This is a genomic window from Cellulosimicrobium sp. NPDC057127 (genome assembly GCF_042670945.1).
GTDB lineage: Bacteria > Actinomycetota > Actinomycetes > Actinomycetales > Cellulomonadaceae > Cellulosimicrobium.
Genome location: NZ_JBHUUP010000003.1, coordinates 79,671 through 97,482, shown reverse-complemented (window position 1 = coordinate 97,482; position 17,812 = coordinate 79,671). Strand labels below are relative to the sequence as shown.

The following is a 17,812-nucleotide window of genomic DNA, read 5'->3' as shown; positions in this document are numbered from 1 at the left end:
ATCCCAGACCACCAGGCCGTTTTCAACCATTCCGCAGCACTTCAGTCAGGGCAGTAGAGCGATGCCGCACATCGGTGAGGCATGGATGCAACGGTGAGGGACCGCCTCCGTCAGCGCGCTGACCGGATCCAGCGAGAGGCAGGCCGATGACCGCCGCCGCGGACCGCAGCCCGAGCACGCCGCTGGAGACCGCGACCGAGGCCGCCACCGCCCAGCTGCGCGTGCAGTTCCCGGACGCGACCGAGCGCAAGGTGCGCCACGCCGCGCGCATGACCGCTCGCGCCGTCCTCGCGACGGCGCGGACCACGGACCCGGCGGAGGTGCGTCATGGCAAGCCCTGACCTGCCCGTCGGCCTGGAGTTGCGCACCGCTCACGGGACGCGGTGGGTCAAGACCGGCCCGAACCAGTGGCGCGTCCGCGCGGAGTGGGGAGTGCTCGACATGGGGACCCTCTACACCGACCAGGACGTGCACGGAGACGTGATGAACCCGTGATCATCGAGGATGAGGCGCGCGAGTACGCGCGGCGCAACGTCGGCGGGATGCAGCCCGCCACGACGGTCGGCGACAAGGTCCGAGCGGCCTACATCGCCGGAGCCGCGTCCCGTGAGCGCGCGGGCGTGCCGAGCGTCGAGGAGGTGGCGGCGCTCATCCCGGCGCCGGAGGTGAGCCAGGACGTGCGCGACTGGCCTCCGGACGAGCAGGAGATGTACCGCGAGGGCTGCCCCGAGCACTGGACCGACTTCACCGAGCGGCACGAGGTGCTGAGCGCGATGCGCCGCTGGAAGGTCGCCGAGCGGCTCGTGGCCCTGTGCGCGTCGACGTCCGACAACGGTGAGGCGCACCGCATCAAGGCCGCGGCGCTGCGAGAAGCGGCCGACTCGGGCGAGTTCGTCGGCCCGATCGCCGACATGCTCGCCGTCCGCGCCGACCGCATCGAGAAGGGCGAGATCCGATGACCGGCATCGAGGGAGAGGGACGCGAGTTCTGGGATGAGTCCCAGCCCGCCTGGGACGCCGCTGGCCTGCGCTTCTCGGACTCCCACCCCGACGTCCGCTTCACCGCGCTCAGTCGCGTCGCGTACGTCGAGGGCTGGGCCGCGTCCAGCCAGCGAGAGGGCGCACCCACCGACGTGCAGGTGGCGGACGTCATCCTCGCGACCGCCGTGCAGGGCGGACGGGAGGGCGCTGTCGTCACCGCCGAGGCCCGCGACGGCGCGGACTACCTGGACTGCCTGACGGCGGCCGAGCAGATCAGGGCGCTGTACGGGGACCGGTCCGACGCGACGATCACGCGCGTGCTTGCCGTGCTCCCACGATGCGAGGCGTTCGTGGCGCCCTGGAGCTGCGCCGACCCGTCGTCCGGCCGCGTCCCCGACGCGCCCTACGCGGCCGACGCGTACTGCCTGCCGTGCCGCATCGGCCGCGAGATCGCCTGGCCCGGCGCCCCGACCCAGGACCAGGAGGCAGGTACATGACGACGCTCCAGGACGAGGCAGCCGTCAAGGCCGAGCAGCGGTACCCGCACGCGGTCGACCGGCACTCCCCCTACGCGCTGCGCCAGGAGGGCTACACGGCCGGCTACGTCACCGGCGCCGCCCGCCAGCTGAGCTCGCCGAACGACGTGCAGGTGGTGTGCGCCGCCGAGCATCTCGACGACCTGCTGCTCGACCTCAACGACCGCGGACACGACGCCGTCGCGCTCATCGTCGACGCCCGCGGAGTCGCTGCCCTCGCGTGCCTCAACGAGATCGGCGGGGACGAGGTTGAGCCCGTCGTCGTGCTCGGAGGCGACGACCTTCCCACGGTGAGCGGCATCGAACGCGACCAGCGGACCGAGTGGCTCACGTACCCCGTGCGCGTGCTGCACCTGCCCGGCGAGCAGAAGGCCGCGCTGGTCGAGCGCGGCGAGCCCGAGGTGACTACCGCGGCCGAGCTCGACGCGCTGCCGGCCGACACCGTCGTGGTGGACCGGTTCGGGGTGCCGCGCACGAAGCGTCTGGCCGACTCGTGCCTGCCCGCCGGCTGGACGCACGCGGGCCGTGAGACCCTGTCGTCCCACCAGCTCGCCGACGGGCAGCCGCTACGCGTCGTGTTCGTCCCGAGCATGCAGGTGCGACGTGGCTGACCCGGCCGCGAAGCCGGGCCCGCAGCGCACGACCGTGACCGGCGAGGTCGTCGACGTCGCCGCCGTGCCCGAGCTCGAGCGCCAGGTCGCCGTCGCGATCGCGTTCGGATCCGTCGGCGCCGGACGGCCGGACTCAGGGTGGTGGAACCACCTGGGCACCGCGCGCGAGGTGCTCGCCGTCGTGCGCCGCCACGACGCGAAGGCGCGCGGGCAGGTGCCGTCGTGAGCGAGCAGGCTCCGACCCTGACGCCGCCGCAGGAGCGCGCGCTGGTGGCGCTGCGCGACCTGTGCGACGAGCTCGTCGGCACCGGGCAGGTCCCGGCGGCGTTCGCCGCACCGCGCGAGGTCGCCTACGCGCTGTGGCCCGACTCCCCCGGCTGGGCCAAGCGCTCGCGCCGCCGCGACGGCGCCGGGCCCGGGTCGACCGGGGCGACGATGCCGATGAAGGCCGCGACGCTGCTGTGGCGCCTGCTCCGGCACGGCCTGGCCGCCAAGGAGAGCCGCGTCGGCGGGCGCGAGTGGTACGTCACCGACGCCGGGCGCAAGTACCTCGAGCACCGCGACCTGTGACCGGCCGGGTTCGCCGTCCTGTGCTCGCGCGGGCCGGTCTCAGCCGCCACACTCGACGGGTGACCCGAGCAGAGCAGCGGCGGACCTGGTGGGTGGTGTGGCTGCAGCTCATCTTCGGCGGCACCGGCCTCGTCGTCGGGCTCGTCACCGGGTTCATCTGGTCGTGGTTCCCCGGCCAGGTCACGGGGATCCTGCTGGGCGCGTGGATCGACCACCGGATCGCGAAGCGCGCCGACGTCCGCTGAGGACCTCCACGCAGCGGCGGCCCGGCTAGTTGTCGGAGTCCCAGTGCTCGTCGCCGACCGCGTTGTCCGCGAACCGCCGAACCGCGGCGTCCACCCGCATCTGGTGGTCGGCGTCGAGCTGGTCGTACAAGGCGTCGGACTCGTCTTCGTCCAGGGTCTCGATGCCCTCGATCAGCTCGCCCACGATGGTGTCCTGCTCGTCCTGCGACAGTCCCTCTGCCATGCCCGCTCCTCCGCTCGTGATGCGGCCGCGCGGCCGGCACCGGTGGGCACAGGGTAGTGCCCGGCCCCTGCCGGCTGAGGCGCCTGCCGCACATCTGCACGTCTATGAAGTCTTCCACCGCGCGCCGCCGCCGCTCCTCCACGATCACCCTCGGCGCGATCGTCGTCCTCGCCGCCCTCCTGCCCGCGCTCGCCGTGCCGGCGGCCACCGTCATCCCCGACTCGTGACCGCGCCGTTCTCGGACGCTGCGCGCGCCAACCGGGACGCGCTGCAGTCGGCCGCGGCCGGCGGCGACGTCGACGCGGTGTTCGCTGCGCTCGGCCAGCTCGATGAGCTCGCCGTCGAGCACTCGCGCGCGAAGGCGGCCGCCCGGCGCGAGGCGCGCAACGCCGAGGCTCGGGCCCGGTACGCCCGACACAAGGCCGCCGGCACCCTGCCGCTGCGCGGCAACGCTCGCGAGGCCGCCGCCCTGACTGCGCTCGTCGAGCCCGACGTCATCGACGAGTACGAGCACGAGTGCGCGTGCGCCAACCCGGGCGTCGCCGCGCCGTGCCGGCACTGCACCGACTGCCCGGACTGCTGGGACTAGGGCCCTGCCGGTCACCAGGTCTGCGCTGCGAACCAGCGCACGATCTCCGGCGCCCGCTGGCGCCAGTACGCCACGACGACGCAGCTCCAGCACCGTGAACGCCGATGCCAAGACTATGTCCCCGCCCGCGTCGAACGTGTCGCACGCCATCCCCGCTGCGGCCACGACCTGGGCGCCCGTCGCCGCACCGGTGTCAAACAGCGCGGTCAGGACGAGCAGCAGCGACTCGGCCTCGGCACGCTGCTGGTCCGTCTGTTCGGGGCGAGGCACCGCCGCATCGGTGGCGGCAGCGGGGTCGTCGGCGGTCTTCGACGGCTTAGGAGGCGGCTCCTGGGTCCCGGCAGGCTCCGCGGTCGCGGCCTCAGACGTCACAAACGTCTGCAGCTCGTCGGGCGCGGTCGTGCAGGCGGCCAAACAGTGCGGGGGCCCGCGAGCATCGCGGCCCAGCGACGCCTCACTCGCTGAGCCGCCTCCTCGCGGAGGTGCGCTGTTGCGGCACCGGCAGCCTGCCGCATCTTGGCCGCCTCCTCGCAGCGCTCGAGCTTCTCGGTCTGTTCCAAGATTCGCCTCGTCGGCGTTCAGCAGCCCTTGAGATCAGCCAACTCCCGCGTGACCACCTCGGGAGTCCTCACCGCGCAAAGGGTCGCCATGCGACCCACGAACCGTTCGGAGCGCAGCTCGGCGCCCCAGCCGGGTCCGCTGCGAGGTTTAGTGCCGGTCTTTCGACTTGACGGGCGTGCGCCCGGGCCGCGATGACGAGCGCGGCGCATACCAGCAGGTGCGCACGCTGGTCCTCGAGCTGTGGCGTCACGTCGATGTCATGCGGACGTCGTTCAGCGGTGGCGCCTCTCGCCCGGGGCTGCGGTCGCCGTGCAGATGTGCAGACGAATAGCCCCGGGGCTCGTAGGCACTACAGCGCGGGCGCGGGGAACGCCCAGGTGGACAGCCGAGTAGCGACACCCGCGACCGGTCCCGGCCCGGTGACCTTCTGGCCAGCGGCCTCGCGCGCGGCGACCTCGTGATTTAGGGCCAGCAACTGCGCCAACACGTCGGTGCCGGGCTCAAACCCGTACGCCTCCATGACCGCGGCGTCGAGCGCAGTGTGCAGGTCGCGCAGCGTCGACCTCCCTGGCCTGCGCAGCACGTCGTACTGAGCTGCGAGCGTGATGCCCATGCCGAACGGCTTAGCGCGATGCTCGACGATTGCGGCGGCGGCCTCGGCGACGGCGCGCACCTGATCGGCGGACGGGTCCTGCGGCCACGGGAACGTGTCGGACACGGTTCTGCTGGTGTAGTTGGGGTCGACTTTCAGGGTCGTCGCCCGCTCCCGATACCAAGCGACGTGCGCGGCTGACTGGAGGATGCCGAACGCGTAGTCATCGTCGAGCGGGAACGCAACGCAGGAGTCGGTGGGGCGGAACGTACCGTCGACAAACGTGAAGACCGGCCCACGCTCGAACGACGTGGTGCGGGTGAGCGCGATGTACCGATCGAGGCGGCCCAGACGTTCGATCAGGTCGGTGCGACGGTAGCCCAGCCGCCACCACCGCTCGGCGAAGTTCAAGTGGTGCACGTTGATGCGCGCCTTGGGGTTGCGCCCCAGCACCTCTGCGTTCTTCTTGCGCTGCCTCTCGGCACGCTCCGTCCGTGGCGGCAACGCGAGCTCCGCCAGTCGCGTCATCGTCCGCGGGTACTGAGCCCACGCGGCTCCGGCTTCGTCGTCGTCGACGTCGATCACCCAGGTGTCGACCTCGACGGTGTGCAGCAGGTCACGGCCCCCGATCGCTGGCTTCACCACCGCGGATGCGGCCGGCTCCGACCGCATCAGTGCCCGGGCCTCAGCGGTCGTGAGGTCGAACGCGTCGGCGATTCCGTAGGTTTGCCCCTGCCCGACCACGCCCCGATTGACGGTCAGTGCAACGGCGGTCCGCAGGTCCGTGCGAGGGGAGAGTGCTGATGAGATGTCCGGGACTTCCATGCGCGCCTGCCCGCCGTCGAGCCACAGCACCCGGCAGGCGGGTGCGTCACCGCCCTTCTGCCAATTGACGATCGACACATGAACGACAGCGTCACCCGACCACGGGATGCTCGAGACCGCGTCGATGATCGTGCCGCCGTTGTCGACGACGTAGTCCAGGGACGCCTTGCGCCCGTCACCCTGCCGAATCGAGTTGGTCGCGACCAGGCCGCAGCGACCGCCATCGGACAGGTGGTCGTGGGCTCGCGGGAACCAGTAGGTAACGAAGTCGGCGACCCCCTTGGCCCCGTACTTCTCGCGCAGTCGGTCGACGTACTCGGCGCCGAGCTCGTCGACCATGCGCCGCCCGCCGAGGTACGGCGGATTGCCGATGATGACGTCAGCTCGCGGCCACGGGGAGAACAGCGCGTCGGTCGCCACGATGGACGAGTCGAGGTTGTCCAGGGGTAGCACGGCGCCGGAGTCGCCGAACTCGTCGGCGGACAACTTCTTGCCCAGCATCATCGTGACCTTGGCGATCTCCACCGCGAGCGGGTTCACGTCGATGCCGTGGAAGTTCTCTGGCTGGACGTAGGAGAACGACCCTTGGTCGGGCCGACCCGACATCTGGGCGAGCCGGTCGGTGATGTCGTGCTCGATGCGGCGCAGGGCGCGGTAGGCGACGTAGAGGAAGTTGCCGGACCCGCACGCCGGGTCGAGCACCCGGTACTGCGACAGGTCGCTCAGCAGCACCTTGAGGTCTCTTTGGCTGCGTGCTGCGGCGATGCGTTCGCGCCACGGGTCCACGATGCACGGCCCGACGATGCGCATGATGTCCGCCTGGGACGTGAAGTGCGCCCCCAAGGCGTGGCGCTCGTCGGCGTCGAGCGACTGCTCGAAGATCGTGCCGAAGATCTCCGGTCGCACCGACGCCCAGTTCTCGCGGCAGGCGTCGCGCAGCAGCTCGACCTCGGACATGGTCAGTTCTTGCGGAAAGACGTACGCGAACAGGCCTCCGTTGAAGTATGGGGTGCCTGCGAACCGGCCGCCGGCCGTCGCTCCGGGGGTGTTCATCTCGCGGAACAACCCACCGAGTAGGTCGTAAGCGGCCGCGCCGTCCGTGGCTTCACGCAGGGCTTCGGTTAGCAGGTGCCGTGGCAGCAGGCCGGTGTCCTCGGCGAACATCGCCATCACGCACTGGAGCGTGAACCGCTGGGCGACCTCGCGGACCACGCCCCGCTCGATCATGGCCCGGAACACGGCTGCCACCTTGGCGGCGGCCGCGCGGGTGACGTCGACCAGGTCGTTGTCGAAGACTGGCTTGAGCTCACGAGGCAGCAGGAACGACAGCGCTTCCCACCGGCGAGGCAGGTCCGCCAAACTGACCCGGTCGACAGGCTCGTCGAGCTGGGTCTCGAAGTCGTAGACCCAAAACTCGTCGAAGTTGCAAAGGACGACGTACCGGGGACGGTCAGGGACGGACCGGACCCAATAGTCGAATGCCTGCTGGTAGTGGCGGGTGAGGTTGGCTCCCGCTCTTTTCATCTCGACGATTACTCGCGGCTTCCACAGCAGATCGGCGAACGACACGCCCTTGGCGTCCGGCCCCTTGCGAATGCGGGACTCGAACTGTGCGCCGGCCTCCTGGACTCCGGCGTGCCCGAAGGCGCGGAACAGTCGGTCCAGGAAAGACTGCGCCTCGCCCTTCTCGTCCCCCATCAGGTAGCCCTGACGCCACGTTACGAAGTCGGTCAGCGCGTCCCTGAGCGTGTCCGTCCCGGGGTTGAGGTCGAGGGTGTCGGTCATGGTGCGCAGCGTAGCGACACCGCTGGCCGTGGTCGCTGCACGCGCCGGTGGTCAGGCCGCGACGACGGGCAACTGCCAGGTGCCGGTCTCACCGATGAGGTCCGATGCGGACGCGCGGATGCGGGCGGCGACGGCGCGAGTGTCGGCCCTTCCATTGAAGGGGTGGGTAGCGGGGCGGGCGTGGTCCTTGACCTTCACGAGCCGCACCGGCGGCAGTCCGGCGGCGCGACGGGCGCCGCGGGCGTCGACGACGGCCTCGATGATCTCGCGGTTGGAGGTGAGCTGCCGTCGCCGGTGTGCCAGCTGCGGCGCTTGTGGTTGTCCATCCACGAGGCGTAGGTGTTCATCGCGCAGGCCGAGTCGAGCTCGACGGTCAGGTCGGGCATGTCGTTGAACATGGTGATGGCCTCGAGCACGCCCTGCAGCTCAGCGGCCTGGCTCGTCGAGCGCGCCATCACGCCCGAGGTCAAGGTGCCCTCAGCGGCGGCCCAGGCCCATCCGGCGGGTCCGGGGTTGCCCGAGCAGGCGCCGTCGGTGCCGACGGTCATGGACTGGTGCTGCGTCACTGGTGCTCCTCGGTCGGGTCGGTGGCCGGGCTCGCGCGACCGCCGCCGTCCGCGGCCGCCGCTGCACTCTGTGGATGTGCGGCACGGCGCGAGACGCCGGCGCGCGTAGCACCACGCCACGCTGGTGCACGTCACCATCCAGCAGATCCCGCCGGACAACGCGGGCGGTCACGCCCTGGAGTCGCGGGACAACGTGGTGGAGGACGCCGCGTCCTGCGAGGAGGGAAAGGCTGCGATCGCCGATAAGGTGCCCGACGGCTGGCGGATCATCGGCTACCCGCGCTGGTAGCCTGTCCCGCGCGAACCTACGGCTCGGCGTAGTGGCGCCCGCGGCAGACTGCCGACCCAGGCTCGAACTCCTCCTCGTAGCCGCGGTCGGAGCGCAGTACAAAGCCGTCCTGAGCGAGGGTGGTGTTGCATGCCAGCCCGAGGGCCTTGGTGTCCGTCGGGAAGACGGTGTCGGTGCCGCCACCTGAGGTGCGATGCACCGTCCACTCCGTCGCGTACGGGCGCCCTTCGCTCGTGTGCTGGGGCTCGTAGAAGCGGTCCCACGCGAACCAGGCGACCGCAACGACCGTCAGTGCGATCAAGAAGGACCACCCCGGGTGGAAGGAGATGAACTCCAGCTCCATGCTCGCGGCCTTCCTCGGGTTCCCGCGGGCGCGCACGAGGCACACCGGGTAGACCACGATCGAGATGGCGACGAGCGCGGTCAGGCCGATGGCGATGATGTGGACCCAGGCGTACGCGGCGCCGACCTGCCCCATGCCTACGACACCGTCCAGACGTACGCCGGCCAGCGCACGGGGACCGTCACCCTGTCACCCAGGGCCGCTCGCCGGCGGCCTTCTGCGTCGCGCGTAGCCGCGCCTTTGCCCGCTCGAGAGTCTGGGCGTCGAGCGTGCCCTGCCTGGCTGCGGCGGTGACCTTGCCGCCCGCGCTGCGCCGGAAGACGACCTCGGTCGAGCCGACCCGCACCGTCGCGGTCCGCGGCTGAGCGGTCAGCGCCTGCGCGCGCGGTGCGGCGGGGTGTCGCGAACGTCGGACTCCCGCGGTCACCAGGCCGTAGCGCAGCAGCGAAAGCGGGAGGACGAGGAGGCCGACGTTGAGCGGTAGCGCGATCACCACGTCAACGAGGAAGGCGGCGAGGCCGAAGCTGCGGATGGCGTAGGCCAGGATGGTCAGCATGACGATGACGCCGGTCCACCAGACGAGGAAGTCCGTCTTGAGTGGCCGCCGGTAGATGAAGCCCCAGACCCACTCGCGCTGGGGCGCGACACCGACTGGTCGCACAGTCGCCGCCGCGGCGGGGATAGCGCCGACCGGTGCCTGCGCATACCCAGGGGCGTACTGCGGCGTGACGGCCGGGGCCGGGGCGGTGCTGGTCGGCGCCGGTGCGTAGCCGGGCGCGTACTGCGGCGCGGTCGTGTGGGTCCAGCGCACGCCGTCCCACCACCGGAACAGACCGGGCTCGTTCGGGCTCGAGTACCAGCCCGGCTGCGGGTTCATGGCCGCATGCTAGCGGCGTACGCACCCGTGAATCCGCCCTGTTCGCAGCGACACCGCGGGTGAGGTTCGGCGCCTAGTCAGGCGGCGCGCATGAGGGCGTCGACGGCGCCCGGACCCTGCCGGGCGACCTCGCGGTGCAGGCGCTTGCGTGAAGCGCGCAGGTCGATCACCGAGGCGTGGCAACTGCGGGCGAGCACGTCCCATGCGAGCAGGTGCGGGGCGCGGCGGCGCGCGAGTTCGAGGTCGGCGAGGACCGGGTTCCAGGTGATGCGCACGGTCTCGCGCCCGTAGGTGGAGTCGGTGGCCACGACGACGGTGACCGCGGCGGCGATGAGCCCTGCGGTCAGGCCCGCGGCGAGGCCGACCACGAGGATGACCCCGTGCGGTGCGAGCGACCTCGCGCTCGCAGCGGCGCAGGTAGCGCCCGCCGCGGTCGGCAGGGCGGGCTGCTCCCACGGGTGGGTGCTCACCAGCGAGGCGTCGCGTTCGCGCGCACGGGCGAGCAGCCGGCGGCGGTCGGAGGGGGCCAGCGCCAGCCCGGGGCCGACGGCGACGTACGAGAAGCCGTCGAGCAGGGCCGCCACGACGGTCGCGGCCTCGGCGCCCACCCTGGGCACGACCGCGACGCGGTCCAGGTCGAGACCTGCGTCCGCCGCGGCGAGCAGGCCCAGGTCGGGCATCCCGACGAACGCCACCCACTGGGCCGAGCCCTGGGACATCGCGAGCAGGGCGAGCAGCAGGCTCGTCGACCCGGACACGACGCTGACGGCCCCTGCCGGCAGGACGCCGTCGTCGAGCAGCGCGCCGAGCGGGCGCGGCTTGTCCTCGACGTCGATGTCGACGACCGGGGGTGCCACGGTGCGCACGCCCGTGCGCAGCTCGGCGCGACGCAGGGCCGCGCGAGCCACCTCGAGCGCGTCGGGGGCGGTCACCGTCACCCCTCCAGTATGCGCCAAGGCTCGAACGCACGTTCTATTGCAAGGTGGAGCGACCCTGCATCATGGGTCAGACCCGAGTTGAAGGCCCACTCCGTCGGGTCCGTCGGCACTCCGTCGCTACTCCGTCGCTCCGACCGATTGCCTTTTCCCAGGTCAGTGGACATTTCTGGGGCCCTCTAGGGTCCTGACGGAGTAACGGAGACGAATACGTAGTCGTCTCTATAGGGGACACACACACTCACTCACCCCTCCCCTGTGGGCCACCCCGGTAGGAGCTCCCAGAGAGTGTGTATCTGTTCCCTATAGGGGTACCGGGGGCGAAACCCGCTCCGTCGCTCCGTCGGGCCCATTTTCGGCCGCTGACCTGGGCAAACACCGACGGAGCACACCTACAGCCCGACGGACTTCAACCTCCGTCGAGCCACAGAAACGGGCGAACAGCGCGAAACGCCCGCCCGGACTTCCGGAAGACCTTTGGAGCCCCCTGCTACGCTCGTCGCGCCCGAGCGGGCACTGGAGAGAGGGACGGCGAGCGGAGCAGCCCCCGAAACCCGCCCCGTGCAGCGCGCACTTCGTCTCCGGAGGACCAGCGATGGCGCACGGCCACCAAGGGAAGTTCGAAGACCTCCACGAGGGCATGTTCGGCGCCCAGCCCCGGCGTGACCACCAGACTGGCGAGGACGAGCCGGCCTGGATCCGAGACTCCGTCCTGAGCAAGCGGCCGACGCCGCAGTCCTCGTCGCCGCAGGCCTCGCCCTCAAGCGAGCAGCAGGACCGCCCCCGCGACCCCAGGAGCCACTCCACCGCGATCACCGGGGTCGGCGCGGTCGTCGTCGGCGCGCTGATCGCCGCCGCGTTCGTCTGGGGGCTGGTGGACGACGGCGGCACCGACTGCGGCGCCGACCTGACGAGCGCCCAGACCGGAGTCGAGCGCTGCTGACGCAGCGCGCGACTCGCCAGAGGATGCCGGTGACGTCGAGGGCCGGGACCCTGATGCCTACCCGGGCCAGGAAGCGGACGTCGATCGCCCTGGTGCTCGGCCTGCTGCTCGCCTGCCTCATAGCGGCCGTGCTCGCCGGCTCCTACCTGGCGGGGCGGCACCAGGACTGGCCCGTGAGCGGCGAGGTGGTCGACAAGGGCATGCAGCCGGCGAGCGAGGACGTCGACGCCAGCGTCGTGCGCGCCCCGAGCTTCCACACGGTGACGCTCGTGCGTGACGGCACGACGACCACCTACTGCACGTACCGGGACACCTGGTCGGCACTGCGCGTCGGAGACGTCGTGGAGGACCTCGACACCCTCGACTGCTGACCTCCGCGCATCTCGGTGCGCGCCCGTCTTCGGTTCCGCACATCGGGTCGGCATGGCCGCGATCGACACCGCCGGGCTCCGCGCCGTCGGGATGAACGACGAGCAGACCGACTGCGACGCCTGCGGACGCACCGAGCTGCGCGGCACCGTGCTGCTCGCCGACGCCGACGGCGTCATCGCCTACCGGCTCGGGACCACCTGTGCCTCGCGCGCCCTCGGCACCCGCCTGACGCGCAAGGACGTCGTCGCGCTCGAGGCCCGGCGCCGCTCGGAGGTCGCCGCCCTGATCCGCACCGCCCGCGTCGAGCTCACCGGCGGCCGGATCGCCTCGGCGGCCGAGTACCTCGACGACGCCGAGCGCGCCGGGGTCGTCCGCGCCGCCGAGCACGCCGCGCTGGCCGAGGTGCGCGCTTCGGTGCTCGCGGCGCGCGAGGCACTGCCGGAGCGGTGGGGCTTCTCGCGCGACGGGCGCCCGGTCCTCGAGCTCGACTCCCCCGAGCAGGTCGCCGAGGTCATCGCCCGCGCGGCCACCGCCCCGCACCGCACCGAGGTCGTGGCGCACCGCCTCGTCGACGGCACCTGGACTCCGCAGCCCGCGCTTGCACGCTGAGCGAGCGCGACGGCGCTCCTCGGGCGGAGAGTCCGCCTCGACGCGTCCGCCGGTCGCCGCTGCCCGGACCTACCCGGAGGCGGGCGGCGGCTGCTGCTGCTGCACGCCCGGCTCGCTCCGCGCAGCAGCCAGCGTCGCCGCTAACATGTACGTCGACAGCGGCACGCCGGCAGCCTTCGCCGCGGCCGCGACAGTCTCCACGTCGCCCTTCGCGATCCGCACCGGGACCACGAGGCTGACGTCCTCCGAGGACTCGAACTCGATCGCCGCGACGTCGCCGCCCTCGGTGCGGATCTCGTCGTGGTGAGCCTCGATGTACGCGGCCGCATCGACATCGCTCATGTCGTCGGCGACGGAGTGCCCGGGCACGTCGCTGCGGCCAGCCGGTCCGCTCACCATCTCCCCCTCCTTCGCTGCTCTGCAGCGTACGACGAGCACGGGCGGCTGGGCAGGTCCCTGTCCGATCCGCTGCGCTGGCAGGCTGACGCGCGGCGCGCCACGATCGACACAACTGCGGTGCACCGCGTCTCACGCGGCAGGGACCCGGGCAGGGTGTCCGGTTCCAAGGTTGTGGGACGCCGTCGGGCCGGCGCCGGCCCGGAGGCGACACGCCGCGCGCACCGCGTCCCAGAAGTCATCCCACAAGTCGCTGTCCCGGAACTCGCGCTGTCCCCCACTTCCGGTACGGTCCACCGCATGCTCCTGGGGTACGCACGGATCTCGACCGAGAAGCAGGACCTCGCCCGCCAGCTGGACGCGCTCGCCGGCGCCGGGGTCTTGCCCGAGCACACCTACGTCGACCGCAAGTCCGGGGCGACCACCGACCGCGAGGGCCTGCAGCAGATGCTCGCCTACGCGCGCCCGGGCGACGTCATCGTCGTGCACACCCTCGACCGGCTCGGGCGCAGCGTGCGCGACACGCTCAACATGCTCCACGACCTCGGCGAGCGGGGCATCGGCCTGCGCAACCTGGCCGACCCGATCCGCGTCGACACGAGCGACCCGGACGACCCGATGGCCCAGCTGTCGGTCGTGGTGCTCGCGCTGTTCGCCCAGATGGAGCGCACGTACATGCTCGAGCGCCTGACCCACGCCCGCGAGGTCGCCGCGGGCGCCGGCAAGCAGGTCGGGCGTCCGCGCACCGTCACCGACGAGCAGATCCGCTACGCCACCCACCTGCGCGACAACGAGGGCATGACCCTCGCCCAGATCGCGGCCGAGACCGGCATCGCGCGCACGACGCTGTACCGCCACCTGCCCGCGCGCCCGGAGGGCGCCGCCCCTGCCTGAGGCGCGCACGCCCGGCATGGAGTCAGACGAGCAGCGTCGAGACGAACGGCAGCGCGATGCTGGCAGCCGCCGCCGCGGTGAGGATCACGACGACCGTGCCGAGGATCCACCGCAGCTCACGCCGTCTCGCCTGCCTCGACCGCTTCGCCATGCCGCCACCCTCCCACGCGCGACGCACGACGGTGCGGACGCCGATCAGCACGGGCTCGCTGTCGCCTCCGGCTCCACCCACCAACTGCCCCCGCAGGTCGGTCCCCGACGTCAGGATGGGCACCATGCCCTCCACGCACTCCCTACCTCCCGCCCTCCCCGCACTCGTCGACTCCCACGCCGCAGACGAGCCTGACGCGGTCCGCTTCCGCCCCCGCACCTGGGAGACCACGCTGGCCGACGTGGAGCCGCCCGTCCGCGCCGTGCTCCGCGACGACGCGATCACCGGCCCGAGCGTCCGCGTGAGCGGCGACCGTGTCGTCGACCGCGATGCCGTGCTCAAGGTGGCCACGAGCAACGATCTCGACGACGACAGGGCCCTGCTGCGTGCGTTCCTGCTCGTTCAGGTGTGGGGCTCCGGGACGTCCGGCGGCCGCACGCTTCGGCACACCGCGACCGCGTTCGCCCATCGCGAGCAGCTGGTCGCGGCCCTGCGCACCAGCGCCGAGCGGCTGCGCGCCGCCGATGACACGACGGCGCTGGCCGACGCCTACGCCGGCTGGTCCTGCCCCGGTGTCGGACCGTCGTTCTTCACGAAGTGGTTCACCTTCGCCGGGCGGCGTGAGGGCCGCGCCTGGCAGCCGCTCATCTTGGACCAGCGCGTGTACCGCTCGCTCAACGGCTCGCTCGACGTCCGGCTGGTGGACCTCGCCGGACAACCCGCCCGGTCTGCTCGCTACCGGGCGTACGTCGAAGCCGTGCACGCCTGGTCCGCTGAGCTTGCTGTCGCCGCGGACCGGTTGGAGTGGGTGCTGTTCGTCGACAACGGGAGAGGCGCCGCGGCGTCGTAGAACGCGGGCGCTCCCAGGCCGCCCGGCACCGCGAGCCGGACGCCCGCCGCGGCGTCGTTCATGCATTCATGAAATCCTGCTCTGTCCGCACATCCGTGGTGCATGGACATCGACACCACGCCGGTCGCGCACCGCCCTCTTCGCTTCAAGCCCCTCGCCGCGCTCGCGTGGGCCGGGCTGCTCGCCTCGGGGATGTGGTGGGTGCACGACACCGTCGACAGCGGCTGGCCGATCGTGGCCACCGCGGTGTGCACGCTCGCTGTGCTCAAGGTCGTCGACGACGCCTGGGTCGTGCGCGAGCAGCGTCGCGGCGCGCGTCGCTGACCCTCAATCCGTCGCCAGCGCCATCGCGACGAACGGCGCCGGATCCACCTCGGCCCCGCGCCGGGCCAGCACCGTGTCCGTGCTGATCCGCAGCCGGCGCCCGTCCTCGAGAACGAGCAGCGCCGGCCACGCCACCGCCCGGCGCGCCTCACCCTCCCCGACGAACCGGGTCGGGCGGTCGCGCGCGACCAGCAGCTTCTCCACCACGCCCCAGCGCGCGTTGCCGTACCGCTCGTACAGCGGCGAGACGACGTCGCCCCGCTTCACCTGCCACGCGTTCGGCCGGGCCGCGGCCGTGCGCTCCTTGGAGAACTCCGCGACCGCGTCGGCGACCGGCCCGCGCGGGTACCGGCGCCCGACGCCGTTGCACGCGAAGCAGCGTGAGTGCCCGGCGTCGCGGTTGTACGCCGACCTGCCCGACCCCTCGCAGCGCCCGCACAGCACGGTCGGGAAGCCGTACTCGTGGCTCGGCGAACCGACTGCCACTGCGCACGCCCTCCGGCGCTCGGGCAGGGGCTAGCAGCACGTGCGCAGCGCGGTGGACCGACGCGCACGAGTGCGCCTGCAGCGCCGACCTCGACGTCGACGGCTCGATGTACCTCGTGATCGCCGACGGCGACCTCGTGCTCGCCCAGGCACGCTCGCCCTACGACCGGCAGACCCTAGCCGCGTTCGTCCACGGCGAGTCCATGCCCTCCCCCGCCGCCCACGCCGCCTGAGCCTCGGAGCGCCCGGCCCGGTGTCCCGTCGCGGGCGTGGGATGGTGTCGGCATGAACGACTCCCCAGCGCCGGGCCGCGGTGCGATCCGTGCGGCGTGGGTAGCCCTGTCGATAGCCGTGCTGGCGCTGCTGTCGTATCCGCTGCTGCAGTGGTGGGCTGGTCAGGCACCTGCCGAGCACTGGCCGCTCGGTGTCGTGTTCGGCTTGGCGGTGACGGCGCTCGTCTTCGGTATCGCGCCGATCGCCCTCATCATCGCCGCGGCGTTCTTCTGGATCGCGTGGAGAGACCACGCGCGCAGCGGCTCCTCATGACGTGACCCGCGCTCCTCGCCCGCGCCGCCTTGACCGCACATCTACCGGCCATGCGACCACCACCACAGCGCGCGTGCCCGCAGGCGTGAGCACGGGTGGGCAGTTCGCCGCCAGCGCTCGCGCGGAGTCCGACGTCGACCTTCACGGCCGCGGCATCGAGGCCCTGATCGCCCGGGCGTGCCGTCGCCCGGCGCGCGGCATGGACCCGCGTGAGGCGATCGACCAGCACGCCGAGGCGAGCGGGCGTCGTTTGCCGAGCGGGTCGACCTGCTGAGCGAGGTCGGTCTGCGCCCTCGCTTCCGCGTCGGCGAGCTCCTCGCGGACGAGCGCCTGACGCGCGCCGACCTGGAGGCTGTGGACCCGCTCACGGCGGAGGTGGACCTGGTCGACGGCGTTGACGACTTCCGCCTGTGGCGTCGTCCGCAGCGCGTGGGCGGCCAGTGGGTGGTGCACCTGTCCGACCGGTTCGGGACGGCCGCCGGCGTGATCCGTGCCGACGACGACACGCTCGCGGACGTGGCCGAGCACGACATCGACGGGTGCGGCGGCCAGTGCGGCGGCGACCTGTCCGACGGCGAAGGCTTCAACGGGTACTGCGGCGAATGCGCCGACCAGCTGGAGACGGACGGCAAGGACGACTGACGGCGCCGCGCCCGGCCCGCTGGTCCGCCTCCTGCGGCCGGGCGCAGCGCTTCGAGCAGGCGCCGGGCCGTGGCCGAACCGTTACGTTCGCCCCCGTCACGCCGTCCGGGACCCGCGCTCTCGCGGACTCGGCGCGCTCCGACCTCAAGGACGCTCGATGAAGATTCGCCTGCTCGCCCCTGCCGTCGTGCTCGCCGCCGCGCTCACCGCCTCGTGCTCGACCACGTCGCCGTCCGGACCGCCTGAGCCGGCGGGGACGCGCACCACCTCCGAGGAGCCGGCGGAGGAGCCGACGACGCAGGAGGCGGAGCCGGTCGAAGCCGAGGAGCCGGCGGAGCCCACCGCCGAGCCGAACGAGCGCGGGCACCTCGTGAAGCAGATCGGTGAGACCGCGGGCCTGACGAACGACGTGACGGGCGAATGGACGCTCGACTTCAAGGTCACCGAGATCATTCCCGGCTACTAGTGCACGAGCGGCTTCGCGGAGCCGTCGGCCAACGGGCAGTTCGTCGCCCTGCGGTTCGAAGTGAACACCACCGCGGCGTGGTCTTCTGAGATGATGGGCGACTTCACGATGTCGGCCCACGACTTCCAGGCGTTCGACACGAACAACATGCGGGTCAACGACCCCGTCGGCAACGCGTCCATGTGCCCGTCCGACGCCGAGATACTTCCCCCAGACGATGGGGCCGGCGCAGTTGGCCAACGGCACGATTGTCCTGGACCTGCCCGCGGGCCCGGCGTCGTGGCGTACCGCCCCTTCTACCCGCAGAGCGGCGGCTGGGAGTGGGCGTACGGGGGCTGATGTGTGGGTCCAACTCGCGCCGTCCCACCACCGGACCAGGCCGGGCTTATTCGGGCTCGCGTACCAGCGCGGCTGCGCATTCGTCGAGCGCGCGCTGGTATCGAAAGGCACCACAGGCCGAAGAGCGCGACGTCCGGCGAGCCGGCGGGGCGCGTCGAGGCCGTCGGCAAGAAGTTCCGCGTCATCTGCCCGGACGGCGAGCCGCTGCGCAACGCCCAGAGCTTCTCGCGTACGTTCAGCGACCCCGACGACGCGGCGGCCGCCGCA

General features: G+C 72.0%; 32 protein-coding genes and 1 pseudogene. 21 read left to right on the top strand and 12 right to left on the bottom strand.

Going from position 1 to position 17,812, the window contains the following annotated elements; translation table 11 throughout:
- Positions 1-146: 146 nt before the first annotated feature.
- Genes ACFTZA_RS03935 through ACFTZA_RS03900 form a run of 8 tightly spaced genes read left to right on the top strand, consistent with a single transcriptional unit; the run spans position 147 to position 2,942 of the window.
- A complete protein-coding gene (locus ACFTZA_RS03935; protein WP_378190991.1) occupies positions 147-341 on the top strand; it encodes a hypothetical protein in 195 nt (64 codons plus the stop codon).
- A complete protein-coding gene (locus ACFTZA_RS03930; protein WP_378190989.1) occupies positions 328-495 on the top strand; it encodes a hypothetical protein in 168 nt (55 codons plus the stop codon). The genes ACFTZA_RS03935 and ACFTZA_RS03930 overlap by 14 nt, the downstream gene beginning before the upstream one ends.
- Positions 492-959, top strand: a complete 468-nt coding sequence (locus tag ACFTZA_RS03925) for a hypothetical protein (protein WP_378190987.1) — start codon at positions 492-494, stop codon at positions 957-959. The genes ACFTZA_RS03930 and ACFTZA_RS03925 overlap by 4 nt, the downstream gene beginning before the upstream one ends.
- A complete protein-coding gene (locus tag ACFTZA_RS03920; protein ID WP_378190984.1) occupies positions 956-1,477 on the top strand; it encodes a hypothetical protein in 522 nt (173 codons plus the stop codon). The genes ACFTZA_RS03925 and ACFTZA_RS03920 overlap by 4 nt, the downstream gene beginning before the upstream one ends.
- Positions 1,474-2,127 carry a hypothetical protein gene (locus tag ACFTZA_RS03915; RefSeq protein WP_378190982.1) on the top strand — a complete coding sequence of 218 codons (654 nt, stop codon included), beginning with the start codon at positions 1,474-1,476 and terminating at the stop codon, positions 2,125-2,127. The genes ACFTZA_RS03920 and ACFTZA_RS03915 overlap by 4 nt, the downstream gene beginning before the upstream one ends.
- Complete coding sequence (locus tag ACFTZA_RS03910) at positions 2,120-2,353, top strand: hypothetical protein (protein WP_378190980.1); 234 nt, start codon at positions 2,120-2,122, stop codon at positions 2,351-2,353. Before ACFTZA_RS03915 ends, ACFTZA_RS03910 begins: the two co-directional genes overlap by 8 nt.
- A complete protein-coding gene (locus ACFTZA_RS03905) occupies positions 2,350-2,697 on the top strand; it encodes a hypothetical protein (protein ID WP_378190978.1) in 348 nt (115 codons plus the stop codon). The genes ACFTZA_RS03910 and ACFTZA_RS03905 overlap by 4 nt, the downstream gene beginning before the upstream one ends.
- Before the next feature lie 59 nt (positions 2,698-2,756).
- Positions 2,757-2,942, top strand: coding sequence for a hypothetical protein (locus ACFTZA_RS03900; RefSeq protein WP_378190975.1), 186 nt, complete (start codon positions 2,757-2,759; stop codon positions 2,940-2,942).
- Between the two features lie 25 nt (positions 2,943-2,967).
- Here ACFTZA_RS03900 and ACFTZA_RS03895 read toward each other — a convergent pair whose 3' ends face one another.
- A complete protein-coding gene (locus ACFTZA_RS03895; RefSeq protein WP_378190973.1) occupies positions 2,968-3,165 on the bottom strand; it encodes a hypothetical protein in 198 nt (65 codons plus the stop codon).
- A 104-nt stretch (positions 3,166-3,269) separates the two neighbouring features.
- Between ACFTZA_RS03895 and ACFTZA_RS03890 the strand changes: the two genes are divergently transcribed.
- Both ACFTZA_RS03890 and ACFTZA_RS03885 read left to right on the top strand, forming a co-directional pair.
- Entirely contained in the window at positions 3,270-3,392 is a 123-nt protein-coding gene (locus ACFTZA_RS03890; protein WP_378190971.1) for a hypothetical protein, read from the top strand.
- The gene (locus ACFTZA_RS03885) at positions 3,389-3,754 is read left to right on the top strand and encodes a hypothetical protein (RefSeq protein ID WP_378190969.1); all 366 of its coding nucleotides are present in this window, start codon (positions 3,389-3,391) and stop codon (positions 3,752-3,754) included. Before ACFTZA_RS03890 ends, ACFTZA_RS03885 begins: the two co-directional genes overlap by 4 nt.
- Before the next feature lie 910 nt (positions 3,755-4,664).
- Here ACFTZA_RS03885 and ACFTZA_RS03880 read toward each other — a convergent pair.
- From ACFTZA_RS03880 to ACFTZA_RS03870, 3 genes are read right to left on the bottom strand one after another with little or no spacing between them, the layout of a single operon-like run.
- Entirely contained in the window at positions 4,665-7,517 is a 2,853-nt protein-coding gene (locus ACFTZA_RS03880) for a DNA methyltransferase (protein WP_378190967.1), read from the bottom strand.
- Between the two features lie 51 nt (positions 7,518-7,568).
- The gene (locus tag ACFTZA_RS03875) at positions 7,569-7,715 is read right to left on the bottom strand and encodes a hypothetical protein (RefSeq protein WP_378190965.1); all 147 of its coding nucleotides are present in this window, start codon (positions 7,713-7,715) and stop codon (positions 7,569-7,571) included.
- Entirely contained in the window at positions 7,712-8,083 is a 372-nt protein-coding gene (locus ACFTZA_RS03870; RefSeq protein WP_378190963.1) for an RNase H family protein, read from the bottom strand. The genes ACFTZA_RS03875 and ACFTZA_RS03870 overlap by 4 nt, the downstream gene beginning before the upstream one ends.
- 124 nt (positions 8,084-8,207) lie before the next feature.
- Between ACFTZA_RS03870 and ACFTZA_RS03865 the strand changes: the two genes are divergently transcribed.
- The gene (locus ACFTZA_RS03865) at positions 8,208-8,372 is read left to right on the top strand and encodes a hypothetical protein (protein ID WP_378190961.1); all 165 of its coding nucleotides are present in this window, start codon (positions 8,208-8,210) and stop codon (positions 8,370-8,372) included.
- A gap of 16 nt (positions 8,373-8,388) precedes the next feature.
- On the opposite strand, the gene ACFTZA_RS03860 is transcribed toward ACFTZA_RS03865, so the two are convergent.
- The 3 genes from ACFTZA_RS03860 to ACFTZA_RS03850 all read right to left on the bottom strand — a co-directional run bounded on the left by ACFTZA_RS03860 (position 8,389) and on the right by ACFTZA_RS03850 (position 10,530).
- Positions 8,389-8,850 carry a hypothetical protein gene (locus ACFTZA_RS03860; RefSeq protein WP_378190959.1) on the bottom strand — a complete coding sequence of 154 codons (462 nt, stop codon included), beginning with the start codon at positions 8,848-8,850 and terminating at the stop codon, positions 8,389-8,391.
- Positions 8,851-8,896: 46 nt separating this feature from the next.
- Positions 8,897-9,592 (bottom strand): DUF2510 domain-containing protein, encoded by a 696-nt coding sequence (locus tag ACFTZA_RS03855; RefSeq protein ID WP_378190956.1) that lies wholly within the window; start codon positions 9,590-9,592, stop codon positions 8,897-8,899.
- A gap of 77 nt (positions 9,593-9,669) precedes the next feature.
- Positions 9,670-10,530, bottom strand: a complete 861-nt coding sequence (locus ACFTZA_RS03850; protein WP_378190953.1) for a hypothetical protein — start codon at positions 10,528-10,530, stop codon at positions 9,670-9,672.
- Between the two features lie 592 nt (positions 10,531-11,122).
- Here ACFTZA_RS03850 and ACFTZA_RS03845 point away from each other — a divergent pair.
- From ACFTZA_RS03845 to ACFTZA_RS03835, 3 genes are read left to right on the top strand one after another with little or no spacing between them, the layout of a single operon-like run.
- Positions 11,123-11,470 (top strand): hypothetical protein, encoded by a 348-nt coding sequence (locus tag ACFTZA_RS03845; protein ID WP_378190951.1) that lies wholly within the window; start codon positions 11,123-11,125, stop codon positions 11,468-11,470.
- Positions 11,471-11,523: 53 nt separating this feature from the next.
- Positions 11,524-11,841, top strand: a complete 318-nt coding sequence (locus ACFTZA_RS03840) for a hypothetical protein (RefSeq protein ID WP_378190948.1) — start codon at positions 11,524-11,526, stop codon at positions 11,839-11,841.
- Positions 11,842-11,893: 52 nt separating this feature from the next.
- Positions 11,894-12,451, top strand: a complete 558-nt coding sequence (locus ACFTZA_RS03835; RefSeq protein ID WP_378190946.1) for a hypothetical protein — start codon at positions 11,894-11,896, stop codon at positions 12,449-12,451.
- Between the two features lie 69 nt (positions 12,452-12,520).
- Here the strand turns inward: ACFTZA_RS03835 and ACFTZA_RS03830 are convergent, their stop codons facing one another.
- Positions 12,521-12,847: a hypothetical protein gene (locus ACFTZA_RS03830; protein WP_378190944.1), complete on the bottom strand. Its 327-nt coding sequence runs from the start codon at positions 12,845-12,847 to the stop codon at positions 12,521-12,523.
- A 300-nt stretch (positions 12,848-13,147) separates the two neighbouring features.
- On the opposite strand from ACFTZA_RS03830, the gene ACFTZA_RS03825 reads away from it, so the two are divergent.
- Positions 13,148-13,741 (top strand): recombinase family protein, encoded by a 594-nt coding sequence (locus ACFTZA_RS03825; RefSeq protein ID WP_378190942.1) that lies wholly within the window; start codon positions 13,148-13,150, stop codon positions 13,739-13,741.
- 22 nt (positions 13,742-13,763) lie between these two features.
- On the opposite strand, the gene ACFTZA_RS03820 is transcribed toward ACFTZA_RS03825, so the two are convergent.
- Positions 13,764-14,015, bottom strand: coding sequence for a hypothetical protein (locus ACFTZA_RS03820; RefSeq protein ID WP_378190940.1), 252 nt, complete (start codon positions 14,013-14,015; stop codon positions 13,764-13,766).
- A gap of 1 nt (position 14,016) precedes the next feature.
- On the opposite strand from ACFTZA_RS03820, the gene ACFTZA_RS03815 reads away from it, so the two are divergent.
- The gene (locus ACFTZA_RS03815; protein WP_378190938.1) at positions 14,017-14,742 is read left to right on the top strand and encodes a hypothetical protein; all 726 of its coding nucleotides are present in this window, start codon (positions 14,017-14,019) and stop codon (positions 14,740-14,742) included.
- 102 nt (positions 14,743-14,844) lie between these two features.
- Positions 14,845-15,066, top strand: a complete 222-nt coding sequence (locus ACFTZA_RS03810) for a hypothetical protein (RefSeq protein WP_378190936.1) — start codon at positions 14,845-14,847, stop codon at positions 15,064-15,066.
- A gap of 3 nt (positions 15,067-15,069) precedes the next feature.
- On the opposite strand, the gene ACFTZA_RS03805 is transcribed toward ACFTZA_RS03810, so the two are convergent.
- Positions 15,070-15,552: a hypothetical protein gene (locus ACFTZA_RS03805; RefSeq protein ID WP_378190934.1), complete on the bottom strand. Its 483-nt coding sequence runs from the start codon at positions 15,550-15,552 to the stop codon at positions 15,070-15,072.
- Between the two features lie 107 nt (positions 15,553-15,659).
- Here ACFTZA_RS03805 and ACFTZA_RS03800 point away from each other — a divergent pair, with 107 nt between their 5' ends.
- The 4 genes from ACFTZA_RS03800 to ACFTZA_RS03785 all read left to right on the top strand — a co-directional run bounded on the left by ACFTZA_RS03800 (position 15,660) and on the right by ACFTZA_RS03785 (position 17,206).
- A complete protein-coding gene (locus ACFTZA_RS03800) occupies positions 15,660-15,785 on the top strand; it encodes a hypothetical protein (RefSeq protein ID WP_378190932.1) in 126 nt (41 codons plus the stop codon).
- Positions 15,786-15,837: 52 nt separating this feature from the next.
- Entirely contained in the window at positions 15,838-16,098 is a 261-nt protein-coding gene (locus ACFTZA_RS03795; protein ID WP_378190930.1) for a hypothetical protein, read from the top strand.
- Between the two features lie 354 nt (positions 16,099-16,452).
- Positions 16,453-16,740: a hypothetical protein gene (locus ACFTZA_RS03790; protein ID WP_378190929.1), complete on the top strand. Its 288-nt coding sequence runs from the start codon at positions 16,453-16,455 to the stop codon at positions 16,738-16,740.
- Positions 16,741-16,897: 157 nt separating this feature from the next.
- Entirely contained in the window at positions 16,898-17,206 is a 309-nt protein-coding gene (locus ACFTZA_RS03785; RefSeq protein ID WP_378191444.1) for a hypothetical protein, read from the top strand.
- Here the strand turns inward: ACFTZA_RS03785 and ACFTZA_RS03780 are convergent.
- Both ACFTZA_RS03780 and ACFTZA_RS03775 read right to left on the bottom strand, forming a co-directional pair.
- A complete protein-coding gene (locus ACFTZA_RS03780) occupies positions 17,203-17,355 on the bottom strand; it encodes a hypothetical protein (protein WP_378191442.1) in 153 nt (50 codons plus the stop codon). The genes ACFTZA_RS03785 and ACFTZA_RS03780 overlap by 4 nt on opposite strands.
- A gap of 175 nt (positions 17,356-17,530) precedes the next feature.
- Positions 17,531-17,656, bottom strand: a pseudogene (locus ACFTZA_RS03775) (DUF2510 domain-containing protein); the annotation flags it as partial.
- Positions 17,657-17,812 lie beyond the last annotated feature (156 nt).

Bases quoted from the DNA above. Each gene is read 5' to 3' on its own strand.
- ACFTZA_RS03930 (WP_378190989.1), top strand. From the start codon at position 328: ATGGCAAGCCCTGACCTGCCCGTCGGCCTGGAGTTGCGCACCGCTCAC.
- ACFTZA_RS03800 (WP_378190932.1), top strand. From the start codon at position 15,660: ATGTACCTCGTGATCGCCGACGGCGACCTCGTGCTCGCCCAGGCACGC.
- ACFTZA_RS03835 (WP_378190946.1), top strand. From the start codon at position 11,894: ATGGCCGCGATCGACACCGCCGGGCTCCGCGCCGTCGGGATGAACGAC.
- ACFTZA_RS03815 (WP_378190938.1), top strand. From the start codon at position 14,017: ATGCCCTCCACGCACTCCCTACCTCCCGCCCTCCCCGCACTCGTCGAC.
- ACFTZA_RS03780 (WP_378191442.1), bottom strand. From the start codon at position 17,355: ATGTTGTTCGTGTCGAACGCCTGGAAGTCGTGGGCCGACATCGTGAAG.
- ACFTZA_RS03935 (WP_378190991.1), top strand. From the start codon at position 147: ATGACCGCCGCCGCGGACCGCAGCCCGAGCACGCCGCTGGAGACCGCG.
- ACFTZA_RS03860 (WP_378190959.1), bottom strand. From the start codon at position 8,850: ATGGGGCAGGTCGGCGCCGCGTACGCCTGGGTCCACATCATCGCCATC.
- ACFTZA_RS03915 (WP_378190982.1), top strand. From the start codon at position 1,474: ATGACGACGCTCCAGGACGAGGCAGCCGTCAAGGCCGAGCAGCGGTAC.
- ACFTZA_RS03855 (WP_378190956.1), bottom strand. From the start codon at position 9,592: ATGAACCCGCAGCCGGGCTGGTACTCGAGCCCGAACGAGCCCGGTCTG.
- ACFTZA_RS03825 (WP_378190942.1), top strand. From the start codon at position 13,148: ATGCTCCTGGGGTACGCACGGATCTCGACCGAGAAGCAGGACCTCGCC.
- ACFTZA_RS03920 (WP_378190984.1), top strand. From the start codon at position 956: ATGACCGGCATCGAGGGAGAGGGACGCGAGTTCTGGGATGAGTCCCAG.
- ACFTZA_RS03840 (WP_378190948.1), top strand. From the start codon at position 11,524: ATGCCTACCCGGGCCAGGAAGCGGACGTCGATCGCCCTGGTGCTCGGC.
- ACFTZA_RS03795 (WP_378190930.1), top strand. From the start codon at position 15,838: ATGAACGACTCCCCAGCGCCGGGCCGCGGTGCGATCCGTGCGGCGTGG.
- ACFTZA_RS03895 (WP_378190973.1), bottom strand. From the start codon at position 3,165: ATGGCAGAGGGACTGTCGCAGGACGAGCAGGACACCATCGTGGGCGAG.
- ACFTZA_RS03880 (WP_378190967.1), bottom strand. From the start codon at position 7,517: ATGACCGACACCCTCGACCTCAACCCCGGGACGGACACGCTCAGGGAC.
- ACFTZA_RS03785 (WP_378191444.1), top strand. From the start codon at position 16,898: ATGAAGATTCGCCTGCTCGCCCCTGCCGTCGTGCTCGCCGCCGCGCTC.
- ACFTZA_RS03810 (WP_378190936.1), top strand. From the start codon at position 14,845: ATGGACATCGACACCACGCCGGTCGCGCACCGCCCTCTTCGCTTCAAG.
- ACFTZA_RS03845 (WP_378190951.1), top strand. From the start codon at position 11,123: ATGGCGCACGGCCACCAAGGGAAGTTCGAAGACCTCCACGAGGGCATG.
- ACFTZA_RS03890 (WP_378190971.1), top strand. From the start codon at position 3,270: ATGAAGTCTTCCACCGCGCGCCGCCGCCGCTCCTCCACGATCACCCTC.